Origin of the sequence: Streptococcus sp. (assembly GCF_041802885.1) — a bacterium.
Taxonomy (GTDB): Bacteria; Bacillota; Bacilli; order Lactobacillales; family Streptococcaceae; genus Streptococcus.
This window is the reverse complement of the sequence record NZ_JBHCHN010000067.1, coordinates 1-12,307: the sequence shown is the minus strand read 5'-3', so window position 1 is coordinate 12,307 and position 12,307 is coordinate 1. Positions and strand designations below refer to the sequence as shown.

Genomic DNA, 12,307 nt, shown 5'->3' with positions numbered 1-12,307 from the left:
TCCTTGATTTGGTAGAGCGTACTCAAGTGAGACTGATAGACTTGACTGTTTCTTCAGAAGTACTTTATCAATCATTTCCAGCTTGAGTTCTGGAGGATAATAGGTGTTCTTCCCTTTCTTGACAATACCTATTCCATACCTATCCATCAATCGAATCATATATTTAATGCCGGATTCTGCGATATTAAACTGCTTTGACAAGGACTTGATAGACTGACCACTTTGACGTAGTTCATAGATCTTGATTTTATCTTCATAACTCAATTTCATAAAAATAACACCCCAAAAGTTAGATTTTTTTCTGTCTAACTTTTGGGGTGCGGTTCAGCGACGAGCTCGGGTTTTTCTTTTTTGGCACCTGGCGACAGGTCAATTTTTATGGTAAAATGGTTTTATAAAACGTTATTCTTGGAGGTTTTGTATGAAAAAGAAATCGATACTCCTATTCCTGCTTGCAACTATCCTGTTTCTGTTTCCAAAGATTGTTTCAGCAGCGAGTAATACTCCTCTTTACCGTCTCTATCATCCTGATTTGAGGGTCCATTTGTATACAAAGGATAAAAATGAGTATTCTGTTCTTGGGAAGAGGGGATGGAATCAGGAAGGACTGGCTTGGGTCACAGCGAATGGTGAAGGAGATACGGTCTATCGCCTCTATCATCCGGGCTTGAAAGTTCACCTCTATACCAAGGATAAGAATGAATACCAGGTCTTGGCTACTCGTGGTTGGCAACAAGAAGGGACAGCTTTCTACTCCGAAGGCTCCTTGCCAATTTACCGCCTTTATCATACTGGTATGAAAAAACACCTCTATACCAAGGATGAAAATGAGTATAAGGTCCTAGCGACTCGCGGTTGGCAGCAAGAAGGAATCGCCTTTTATGGATTGACCTCTGAAACCCAAAAAGTGACAACCGAAACCGTCAAGACCACAGAAGTTATCCCCTTTAAAACCAACCAAAGATGATAAAAACCTTTATAAGGATGAGACAAAGGTTCAAACAAAAGGTGTCAATGGTAGTATCGAGACCACTTATAAGGTGACCTATATCGATGGCATAGAAACCAAACGCATCAAAATCAAGGAAAGCAAGAAGGACCCTGTTGATGAAGTCATCCTTAAAGGGACTAAGGATCGGATTGTAACGAAGACAGAGACAGTTAAAGAAACATTGCCTTTTGATAGGTTGGTTGAATACACAAATACAATGTTATCAGGACAGACACAGGTGCAGACGAAAGGGGAAGATGGCTTTTTAGAGCTAACGTATCAAATCACGTATACCAATGGTGTCGAAACAGATCGAAAGGTCATTAAAACCAATAAAAAAGATCCTATCCATGAAGTAACCTTTATCGGAGCCTTGATTGAAAAGGATGTTGATATTTCGGATCCAAATTATACAACTATTCCGTGGCAATATATTGAGGATGTGTCAGTGCCTTATGGGGAAACAAGAGTAGTGTCCGAAGGAAGAAAGGCTTATTATACAATCGCGTATAAAAACAAGTTTTCAGAACCGATAGAGAGTAAAGTGCTGACACCGGCATCACCTAAAATCATTGCCATGCATCCAGGAGATCTTGTGTTAGACAAGTATAAAGAAAAAACATTATTTAAATATTTGGTTACGAATACTGAAGAACAGCGCTTTGAAAATGCTAGTGGAAATGTTTTTTATGCCTCTTTGCGTTATTATGACTTCTCAAGTGAAGAAATAATGAAATTTAAGGCGGTCATAAATATGGATTTAGTCAACCAATATTTTGTGGAATTAGTAAATGCAGACAGATTAGCTGAAGGGAAAGAACCTGTAACTTTCACACAATATGGGCGAGAAATAGCTGGTATCAGAGCGCAAGAACAGGCAGACTACGGTGATTGGCTAACAGAAGGGCAATTCAATACACGGCCTGACGGAAGTGATTGGAAAACTGTTGATAGCATGGGGACTGCAAAATTTGAAGTAGTCAGTTCTTTGCCAGAAAATATTTATGAGTTGACCTCTGAAAAATATCTAGCTATGATCTTTTATTATAATACATGGAAAAATAGCTTCCGTTTTTCTAAGACAGACTTTACAACAGTTAGTCTTGGCCTGGGGATGGCAAAAGGGGAGTTAAATAATTCTAACTCATCTGCTTTTGGAAAAAATGAAAACGGTGAGACGGTGATCATCGTCGCCATCGCTGAATAATCAGAAAAGGAGTTTGCGCGCAAACTCCTTTTCATCATTCCTAATAATACTCCCCTTGGCGGTAGTTCCAAGAGTTGAAGTGGTCGGATAGGTGCATCATGATTTTGTCGATGTCCAGGCCCTTGCGGATCACGACTGGGCATGGCTCGATGGAACGGCTGTTCGCTCCTTGTTCTGGAATCAGCTTGCCATCTGCATCGACCATGGAGACCATAACCCCTTGCTCATAGCGTGTTTCAACGGTCTTGTCAGGTTGGATAGAAGCAACGTAATCATCGGCTTCGATGACTAGGTCAACCTTGGATTCGATGCGCTCACCGATTCCTTCGACCTTACCGCGGTTACCCTTACCAGATGGGTTAGCAGAGGAAGCATAGACCATGCGGCCTTCTTTTTCCCACATTTCCTTGGCAATTTGCTCACCAGCCACACCGAACTTGATGACGAAGCAAGAAGTGCCGCGGACATCCGTCATCAGCTCTTCACGGCCATCACCATAGGCTTGCAGTTTGGCATAGGCTTCTGGTTTCCAAGGCAGGATACAGCCCAGCAGAATGTCTTCGTCCCAATGTTTTTGGTAAAAGGCATCGATTTCTGGAGTCAGTTGGGCCAATTCCCGCAATTCTTCCATGCTGCCGCAGAGAACAACGCCTGGCTTGTTACGCTTGCGTTCTTTGGCATCGAACTTGCGCTCCAAACCAGCCTTATCAGCTGTCATGATGATGTAGCCGACCTTGGTTGGGCAGACAATAACGCCGCCTTCTTGTTTAATGGTAGCGAGACCTTCCTGCGAAAGGTTACCGTCCCAGTGGATATGTTTTGTCATAGCTTACTCCCTTAGTAGAATTTTCAGATAATTCAATTATATCAGAATTTTAAGTAAAATCAACCGCTTTTTCTCCCATCTGTTTTTGGTCTGTTAATTTGGAAGCCAGACTTGATTTGCAGGGGAGGAAGTAGGAAGAAGGACTCGGTTGAATAGAGCAGTCCCAGCAAGAGTCCTCTCCTTTTTGCAATTTTAAAGGAGGTACATAATGGCCTCCTTTTTGCTTAAAACGGTAATTTTCCAGCAAAGGCTCCCATGCTTTTCTGGGTAGCTGCATCAATTTTTTCCAGGGCTTGGTTGACTGCCTGGAGGGTCATTTCTTGCAGGGTTTCCACATCATCTGGATCCACCACCTCAGGCTTAAAGTCAATGCTGACTAGCTTTTTATCGCCCGTAAAGGCCACAGTGACCAAGTCCTGGGCAGAAGTCCCTGTAAAGGTGGTCGCGGCCAAGTCCGCCTGACTCTTTTCCATCTGCTTCTGCAATTTCTGAGCCTGTTTCATCATTTGCTGCATATTCATCATAAGTGATTGTTCCTCCAGAAATAGTGATATGGGAGTATTATAGCATGTTTTTCAGAAGGTGAAAATAGGAAAAGAAGATAAGAGTTAGGTCTTTAAGGGAAGTTTTTATGTGCTTATAAGATAATTATTGACTACTTAATTTGATATAATATAGACAGGTAAAAACAATGTTTTTTTATTTTAATTTATTTAGTCTGTAAGAGTTAATGGTGTTACGCAGTATAATTTTTAGGGGGGTGATTAAATGTCTGAACAAACTTTTTACATACATAATAACACAATACCACCATATGAATACGATAAAGTAATTTCTTTTATTGAATCCTATGAACCATCAGTTAGGATTAATTTTTTGATTGAAACATACCTAGTATTGAAATTATTAAAAACAGAAAATGAGTTTGCTGAATTTAAGTATTTAATAAGAACATTCAATGAGCATCTTAAAAATTTCCCTGAATCAATTTTTGATGTGAATTATGGTGAAATTAATTTTTTATATAGAGATGTGTTTTGGGAATTAGCATTATTTTTAAATAGATTAAATATAGACGATGCTGATAATTTTGAACTCTACATAGCGAAGCATCAAATTCGAGTAATTCAGTTGAGCTCTTCCAATAAATTAATCCAATTATTTCCAACAATAGTTAAGAATAATTTCCTCTTAGTTCCCGAAAATATTGAATTTTTTTTGAATCATCAAAATGGAAAATATATCGATTCCTCAAAAGGTATTTTCATAAAGTTAGGTGTTACTAATCAAGACATAAACGATTTAGCTAAAAGGTATTGCGAAAGTGATTTGGCAAACCCTAACTATCTACAATCTATTGTGGATTATAAAAAGCTGAGTCAATATTCTTTTGAAGATGATGTCAAGCTATTATCGAAAAGAACTATAGATAGATTCTGGGAGGAGCATTTTGAATCTAACGGTGGGTTTGCTTATTCTCAAGGAGTTAGTATAGCTCCACTGTCAGATGGGCAACTTTATTCTTTTGAATCAAAAGGACATAATTATAGAATCACTTTTAATAAAACCGTACTTGATGAAAATCATGAATTTTCTACTTTGTTAAATCATTTTATTTATATTTTTAATTTTTTTGATTATAATACTGGCCTTCCATGGTTAGTACAGAATCAAGAAACTTTTAGCTTGTCAAAACTATTTTCTTCAAAATCAAATGCTGACTATACTGATTTTGATAATAATTTAAAACTACAATATGGTTTATTATTTTTTGCATATTTTTACTATCTAAAGGACAATAATATTGATCTAGAAGAGATAATTAGTTGGTACTTTAATGTGTATTTGAAAGAAGAATTAGGAATACAGGGGTTCCATTTTCATAGTTCAAATAAAGAGTCCTCGTATTATGAAAGGGGAAAGTCAGTAATTAGCGAGATGGACAGCATACTTGACCAGTATGAGATGTTTTTAAAGTACAGGAAAATTGACCCTGAGCTTTTAGAAATGAAATCTCAATCATCTTCCTATGAAAATTTGGGTTCGTTTCTAGAGCAAAAATTTATAAAGCTGAAAACGAATAAAGAAAATACAGACCGATTTTCTATGCTTTTTTCTGATCAAAGTACTCTAAGTCATATCTCGTCTAAAAAAAATATGCAGTCATTCTTTAGACATGCTCAAGATGGAATAAGTATCAATGATTTTCGTGAATATCAGAAAGATGCTATTGAGCTCTTAATAAAAAAAGATATTATTGAGATAGTAGATGAAGGTGGTACAATTAAATTTAAAAACCCCAGAGAAATAAATATTCTATATAAATTGTGGAAAACAGGGACCTATTGTTTATTCTATAAAAACAAAAACAAACTCAATTTAAAGGCGATAGAACAGCTAGTTAATAAGGGGTTTTGTGCGTATTCAAATAAGTTATTTTCAGAAACTGAGATTAATTATTTGTCATATGTTTTAGACGATAAAAAATATGGTAATGGTTTAAAAATTCGGAATAAATTTGCACATGGAAAGTTCTCATACCTGAAAGAAGAACAACATGAGAAAAATTATCTTGAATTACTGCAGATTCTTGTTTTTTACGTAATAAGAATTAATGATGAACTTGAGTTTTTTGCAGAGTCGGGAAAACCTATAACATTATAAATATAGTTTACTCTGATAATGAAAAAGCACCGTCATAAAATAAACTAGGACAGAAAAATAAATTGGAGGTAGTGAACGGATTGCTGCAGGGCAATTTGGAAGAGTAATATGAAATTTAAAGATTACACCTGGGAAAAAGAGTTTGAGATAAAAGGGTATTTTTCAGAACGTTACGATGATATCGTTAGTAAGGATAACTTGAGCGGTATTTTACATTATTCTCCGAGGGAAATTGTACTAGAATTATTTGGTGAATTTGAAGAGAAAAAAGTTATTTCGTTCGGTTTTGGTAAGCATTTGGAAAAAATATATGGTTTCTCCAGTAATGGCAATATATTAATTTTAAATACCTATGGTGAACCAATGGTACATTTCTCCTCTCCGGGATTTCCGATAACTAGATATAGGGTAAAAAATTTTAAAATTTATAATGTTTTATATCAAGAACTCGAAAGTTTTGAAGATAGTTCAGAATCATTTAAAGATTTGTTTAACAAATTGGAATCTGAAGAAATCAGGGAATATAAATTTAGCTTTGAACATATTGAAGAATGGATAAAAAAATCATTGGTAACCATTAAGCATGGAGAAAATCAAACTATTTTTGAGAGTGCAGTAAATGAATATCAACCAACAACAGTGTTAATTAAATCATTAGGAATGAAATTTGAAGACGGGGGGATACTACATTCTTCGTTTACAAATACGTCATTTACAAGTGACTATTTTATCAAACTTACTTCAGCTGATTCAAACATAAGATATTTCGATGAATTCTATCAAGCTTCACGTAAAATTAAGGAATTTATTGAGATTTTATCAAATGTACCACTGTCTTTTACTAATATTGAATTTCTTGTTCATTATAAAATGGTAGGTGATAAACGTTTACCACTTATAAAAGGAAAATTTTTTGTACAGCATGCTAGAAAGTTTAAAAAATGGAGGAAACACTCTCGGCAAGATATTTCTTTGAGGGAACTAGAAGGTAACTTTGAACACATTTTAAATCATTGGTTTGATAAATCCGAGGAACTTGAATTTATAGTGAGGCAGTTTTCAAAAAATCTTCACGGAGATTTATACTTGGAAGATCAACTGGTCGATGCTATTAAGAATTTAGAAGTGTATTCTAGAAATTTTAAGAATTTTGAAATTCCGCAATATTTATCTTGTGTTGAAGAAGCAGCTAAACAATCTTTGATTGATTTTATCAATACAAATATTTTAGAAGATCTTAGAAAGAAATTTAGAGATAGATTGAAATTTAAAGCGAAAAAACCGACACTCGCTAAACGTTTGAAAAATTTATTTGATTCAATAGATGAAATTAATCAAACTAAAATTTTTTCAAACAATGATAGAGAATTATTAATAACAAAATTAACTCAAACACGTAATTACTATACTCATGGCAATTCGAAAGATAAATATCCAAAAATGATAACAGATATCCATGAGATGTACGAGACCAAATTGCTTCTTCAAGAAGTTCTGAGATATTATATCTATCAAGAATTGGATATGAAATATAAATACAAAAATTTCTAAAGATGATACATTTGTTTGGAATTTGTTAGGTTTTATTTTGTTTACTAATTAAGAATTGCGCATATAAAATAGCTTCCTTCAAAAGAGGGAAGCTATTTTGGTACAATTAAGATACTGCCATTGTCTATTTTTTGTCTTATTGGTATAAGTTTAAGTGATTTTAGTTTAATTTAGAAAGGCTTTAAATCAACATTTCTGATGATTACAAGACTTAGAAAATCGTGGAATAAGTCCTGCATGTTCATCATAAGATTTTCTTCTCCTTAATCGTTTTCCTTTTCATTATATCATGTTTTTGAGGGGAGATGAAATTGTAGTCGTTTTTAAAACAATTCTAATATTGCAAATTGTTCTCATTTTTGATACAATTTAGCTACTGTTTGAAAGATCGAAAACAGAGATAGGAGATATGATGAAACAATCGATGTTGCTACGGTATGGGGCCATTGGGCTCATGCTGTTTGCCCTCTTTTTTGGTGCGGGCAATTTGATTTATCCAGCCTTTTTAGGCCTTTATTCGGGTCAACAATTCTGGATGGCCACTCTAGGCTTTTGTTTGACAGCGGTGACCTTGCCCTTGTTGGGTGTAGTGGCCATTGCCTATACTGGGACAGAAGATGCAGAGAGTTTGATGAGGCCAGTTTCGAAACACGTTGCCTTATTCTTCTCAATTGCCTTATACTTGTCCATAGGGCCTTTCTTTGCGATTCCAAGGACTGGAGCCACCTCCTATTCGATCGGAATTGAGCCCATTTTTGGCTCTTCTTTCTTGGTCAAGGTCCTTTATGCCTTGCTTTATTTTGGCCTTTCCTACTGGTTGGCCATTAAGCCAAGTAAGATGGTTGAGCGGATTGGTAAATTCATCACGCCGGCCCTTTTGGCGGTCTTGGCGATTTTGGTTGTTACCTCCTTCCTCCGTCCAGCGGGAGGTTTTGGTCCAGCTCACAATGCAGGTGAAGGGGTGGGTCTAGCCTTTGCGGATGCGTCCGTGGTTGCTGGTTTGATCCAGGGCTATGGGACCATGGATGCCTTGGCTTCTCTGGCTTTTTCCATCGTGGTCATTCATGCTGTCAGAAATTTTGGGGTCAAGAAAAACCGTGAAATTGCCAAAGTGACCATCCTCTCAGGTGTCATTGCGGTGGCCTTGCTGGCCGTGATTTACATGTTTGTGGCTCGAATCGGTGCAACTTCTCAGAGTCTGTTTGATTTTGATGGGCAAACTTTTCTGCTGAATGGTCAAGTGATTGATGGGGGTCATGTTCTCAGCCAGGCTTCCCTCCATTATTTGGGGAGTTTAGGGCGGGCTGTTCTAGCCATCATCGTCTTTCTGGCCTGCTTGACCACCTCAACTGGTCTGATCAGTGCCTGTGCAGAGTATTTTCATAAGATTTGTCCCCGCTTGTCTTACGTAAGCTGGGCAAGCATCTTTACCCTCATTGCCCTCAGTCTTTATTTCATCGGGCTTTCTGAGATTATCAAATGGTCAGTTCCTGTCCTCTATCTTCTCTATCCTTTGACCATTGTAATTATTTTCCTGTCCCTTGCCCATAAGTCTTTTGCTGGAGATCGGCGGGTCTATCAGGTGACCATGGCCCTTACGGCTCTTGCGGCCCTCTACGATGCCCTATCAGCCTTTTCTGCCATGACAGGCCTCTTTACCCTGCCAAGGGCTGTCGTGACTTTCTTTACTCAGACCCTGCCCCTGGGAGAATACGCCATGGGCTGGCTGCCACTAGCTGGTATTGGCTTTTTATTGGGGTATATCTGGCATCTTTTTGCCAAAGAAAAATAAGAAAGAGCCAGTTGCCATCATGATGGAGCTGGCTTTTTACTATCTGAAATGGAGGCGGTTCTGTGCTATAATAGGACTATGAAGAGAAATGATCAGAATCTGTTTTGGGGTGTCTTGAGTGCCCTTGGGGCCGAGGTCTTGTTTGGTTTGAGTTACCTCTTTACCAAGCAAATCAGCCACCAGGTTTCGGCGGTGGCTTTGCTGGGCTGGCGCTTTTTTGTCGCCTTTTTCGTCATGATTCTTTTTGCCAAACAAATGGGGTTGACCTCCCTTCGGTTTCAGGGGAAAAATCTTTGGAATCTGGGCTTTCTGGTTCTTTTTTGCCCTATTTTCTACTATATTTTTGAGACCATGGGGATTGGCTATACCACAGCCTCTGAAAGCGGGGCTTTTCTGGCTTCTATCCCTGTGGTCAATTTGCTGGTGTCCAGTCTGGTCCTCAAGCAGAAGCCGACTTCTTTTCAAATTACAGGGATTTTGGTGACCCTGCTGGGTGTTTTGGGCAGTGTCTTTGCCGTAGGAGCCACGGCTTCCTTTTCCCTGCTTGGCTATCTCTTGCTCTTTCTGGCGGTTCTGTCCTATGCCTTTCACTGTGTCTTTGTCGAAAAATCTAGCCAAATCAGCGGCATCGAGATTACCTTTCTGATGGCTGGTATGGGCTTTGTCGTTTTTAGCTTTCTGGCTGTGTTGCAGGCCCTTTTTCAGGGGAACTTAGTCAGCCTGCTGGCCCTTCCTTTTCAGAATTCCAGTTTTCTCCTAGCCATCCTCTACCAGGGAATTGGTTGCTCAGTCCTAGCCTTTTTCCTGTCCAACAATGCCATCCAGAAAATAGGGGTCACCCGAACGTCTTCCTTTATCGGAATTTCAACCCTGGTTTCGATTCTCTCAGGTATTGTCTTTCTTGGGGAGACTTTCTCCCATTTTCAAGTTCTGGCAGCTATCTTGATTATCCTGGGTGTCTATCTGTCCAATCGTGGATAGATTGCGAAAACGCTTGCAAAAACAAAGGAATCATGCTATGCTAAGAGCAGAAGGAGGGATGAAGATGCTAGAATCGATTCAGTCAGAACAAATCAAAAAATTTGTTGCCATTGTCATTCTCTGGTTTTTACCCAGCTTTGCTGCTGCCCAAGTTGCTCATTTGGATTTTCTCTTTTTATGGGGACTGGATCTGGTGGCTTTGATCTTATTGGTCCTCTTCCTAGGTCAGGAACTCTTTCAAAAGTGGACTTCCGTGAAGCTCTGGAACTATATCGGCTTGGCCTATCTGGCCTACTGTACCCTGACTTTGATCCAATTTGCCCTGGTATTTTCAGGGGCCTTCTAAGTTTCTGTTCTCATAGATAGATGACCTGGAATTTTGTCCAGGTTTATTTTTTTGAAAAAAATCTTAATATATTAACCTATTTATCTTGACGAGCTAAAAAGAATAGAGTATAATAAAAGAAAAACTGGTTATAACCACTAGAAAAGGGAGGATTCTATGTTTCATTTGCCAAAAGAAGAATTGGAAGCTTTGGGTGCTAGTATAACGGCCGCAGAGATTTACCAGCAGCCTGGACTCTGGCAAGAAGCCTACGATTTGTATCTCGCTCAGCTAGATCAGATAAAGAGCTTTTTGGCAGCCATCCAGGACAAGCACAGTCAGGTTCATGTGATTTTTACGGGTGCAGGTACATCAGAATTTGTGGGTCAAAGCATCAGCAACCACCTCAATCAGGTCAATGATTTGAAACGGATCCGCTTTTCATCCATTGGTTCTATCGAGTTGGTGACCAGACCAAATGATTATTTGCAGGCTGATATTCCAACCATCCTGGTATCCTTTGCCCGCAGTGGCAATTCACCAGAAAGTTTGGCAGCCGTTGAGCAGGCCAAGAAATTGGTGGATGAGCTCTATCAAGTCACCATCACCTGTGCTGCAGATGGGAAATTAGCCCAGGCCTCTCAAGCCGATGAGCGCAATCTCTTGCTCCTGCAGCCAGCTGGCTCAAATGACAAGGGCTTTGCTATGACAGGTAGCTACACCTGTATGGCCCTGACTGCCCTCCTTGTTTTCTCAAGCATTTCCGAAGAAGATAAGGGCCGTTATGTGGAAACCATTATCCGGCTGGGTCAGGATGTCTTGGACCGTGAGGACTATATTCAGGAACTGGTAGACCTTGATTTTGAGCGCGTGATTTACCTGGGGGCAGGTGGCTTTTATGGCCTGGCCCACGAGGCTCAGTTGAAAATCCTGGAATTGACTGCTGGAAAAGTGGCGACCATGTATGAGACACCTGTTGGCTTCCGTCATGGACCAAAATCCCTGATCAATGAAGAAACCATTGTCATCGAGTTTACTTCTAACGATGCCTACACCAAGCTCTATGATGTGGATCTCTTAAATGAAGTTCAGGGAGATGGAATTGCCAGACGCATTGTGGCCCTATCTGCCAGCCCGATTGATAAGACAGATGCACCAAGCTTTGTCTTAGCTGACGGCGGTCAGGACCTGCCAGATGTCTTCTTGACCTTCCCTTATATTCTCTTTGGTCAAACCTTTGCCATCATGACAGCCATCAAGTACCAGAATCTTCCGGATACACCATCTCCGACAGGCACGGTCAACCGTGTGGTAGAAGGTGTCATTATCCACCCATTTTAATTTCGGTATCTCCTTAAATACACCCGTGTTGCAGTGCTAGGAAAGGATTTGCCATTCTGAGAGACACCAGTTCTCTCCTTGTGCCAAAGTCCAATCGTATCAAGCGAACCCCTTTTTCTTTCACTGGTATGTAGATGGCCCTTTGTCGGTTTTCACTCCAATCTTTCCGACCTTGGATCATCTAAACCAACACAAAAAGCAGAGTCTGTTGTTAAGCAGGCTCTGTTTTTTAAGGACTTTAATTGTCAAACCAATTGTAAATCTCCTCATAGAATACTTCGTAAGATGTTTTTAGTATTGAGATTGTCATGGTCTGTGATTTAATTTATTTTCCTGTCTTGAATAATATACTCATCAACCGTTGTCAAGGTCCTCTCTTTTGGGGAATACTCTCGTATTAACAGATTCGAGTTCTTACTTGTTCTTCGTTACAGAATTTGGTTAGTAGTTTTTCGCTGTTTTGATAAATACTGTAAAAAGAAGTTCGTAATGTACTGCCCCCAAAAAGTTAGACAAAAAATAATTAGTGAAAGGATTTAGTTCTGTACTGAACAGGACTAAGTCCTTTTAGTTTTGCTTTAATGCGCTTGTTGTTGTAGTAAAAAATATAATCCGTGATGGCTTGTTCC

Annotated in this window: 11 protein-coding genes and 2 pseudogenes; 9 read left to right on the top strand and 4 right to left on the bottom strand. The window is 38.9% G+C overall.

All coding sequences use genetic code 11. The features are described 5' to 3' along the window. A pseudogene (locus ACEYCN_RS09045) lies at positions 1–270 on the bottom strand (IS3 family transposase); the annotation flags it as partial. Between the two features lie 151 nt (positions 271–421). On the opposite strand from ACEYCN_RS09045, the gene ACEYCN_RS09040 reads away from it, so the two are divergent. The 3 genes and pseudogenes from ACEYCN_RS09040 to ACEYCN_RS09030 all read left to right on the top strand — a co-directional run bounded on the left by ACEYCN_RS09040 (position 422) and on the right by ACEYCN_RS09030 (position 2,198). Beyond that, positions 422–967 carry a hypothetical protein gene (locus ACEYCN_RS09040; RefSeq protein WP_373713954.1) on the top strand — a complete coding sequence of 182 codons (546 nt, stop codon included), beginning with the start codon at positions 422–424 and terminating at the stop codon, positions 965–967. 49 nt (positions 968–1,016) lie between these two features. Next, positions 1,017–1,073 (top strand): annotated as a pseudogene (locus tag ACEYCN_RS09035) (hypothetical protein); the annotation flags it as partial. After that, positions 1,050–2,198, top strand: coding sequence for a G5 domain-containing protein (locus ACEYCN_RS09030; protein WP_373713955.1), 1,149 nt, complete (start codon positions 1,050–1,052; stop codon positions 2,196–2,198). The pseudogene ACEYCN_RS09035 and the gene ACEYCN_RS09030, both read left to right, overlap by 24 nt. Before the next feature lie 40 nt (positions 2,199–2,238). On the opposite strand, the gene ACEYCN_RS09025 is transcribed toward ACEYCN_RS09030, so the two are convergent. Then, positions 2,239–3,024, bottom strand: coding sequence for an L-threonylcarbamoyladenylate synthase (locus ACEYCN_RS09025; RefSeq protein ID WP_373713953.1), 786 nt, complete (start codon positions 3,022–3,024; stop codon positions 2,239–2,241). Positions 3,025–3,248: 224 nt separating this feature from the next. Continuing rightward, the gene (locus ACEYCN_RS09020; protein ID WP_373713952.1) at positions 3,249–3,548 is read right to left on the bottom strand and encodes a YbaB/EbfC family nucleoid-associated protein; all 300 of its coding nucleotides are present in this window, start codon (positions 3,546–3,548) and stop codon (positions 3,249–3,251) included. Positions 3,549–3,792: 244 nt separating this feature from the next. Here ACEYCN_RS09020 and ACEYCN_RS09015 point away from each other — a divergent pair, with 244 nt between their 5' ends. The 6 genes from ACEYCN_RS09015 (at position 3,793) to ACEYCN_RS08990 (ending at position 11,678) form a co-directional block, all read left to right on the top strand. Continuing rightward, on the top strand, positions 3,793–5,688 hold the full coding sequence (locus tag ACEYCN_RS09015) for a hypothetical protein (RefSeq protein WP_373713951.1): 1,896 nt from the start codon (positions 3,793–3,795) through the stop codon (positions 5,686–5,688). A 108-nt stretch (positions 5,689–5,796) separates the two neighbouring features. After that, positions 5,797–7,239, top strand: coding sequence for a HEPN domain-containing protein (locus tag ACEYCN_RS09010; RefSeq protein ID WP_373713950.1), 1,443 nt, complete (start codon positions 5,797–5,799; stop codon positions 7,237–7,239). Positions 7,240–7,651: 412 nt separating this feature from the next. Continuing rightward, entirely contained in the window at positions 7,652–9,031 is a 1,380-nt protein-coding gene (gene brnQ / locus ACEYCN_RS09005; RefSeq protein WP_373713949.1) for a branched-chain amino acid transport system II carrier protein, read from the top strand. A 78-nt stretch (positions 9,032–9,109) separates the two neighbouring features. Further along, positions 9,110–10,012, top strand: a complete 903-nt coding sequence (locus ACEYCN_RS09000; RefSeq protein ID WP_373713948.1) for a DMT family transporter — start codon at positions 9,110–9,112, stop codon at positions 10,010–10,012. A 64-nt stretch (positions 10,013–10,076) separates the two neighbouring features. Beyond that, entirely contained in the window at positions 10,077–10,358 is a 282-nt protein-coding gene (locus tag ACEYCN_RS08995; RefSeq protein WP_373713947.1) for a hypothetical protein, read from the top strand. Positions 10,359–10,514: 156 nt separating this feature from the next. After that, positions 10,515–11,678, top strand: a complete 1,164-nt coding sequence (locus ACEYCN_RS08990) for an SIS domain-containing protein (protein ID WP_373713946.1) — start codon at positions 10,515–10,517, stop codon at positions 11,676–11,678. A 523-nt stretch (positions 11,679–12,201) separates the two neighbouring features. Here the strand turns inward: ACEYCN_RS08990 and ACEYCN_RS08985 are convergent. Beyond that, positions 12,202–12,307, bottom strand: a 106-nt coding sequence (locus ACEYCN_RS08985; RefSeq protein WP_161424969.1) for an IS3 family transposase, incomplete at its 5' end; no start/stop codon positions are given.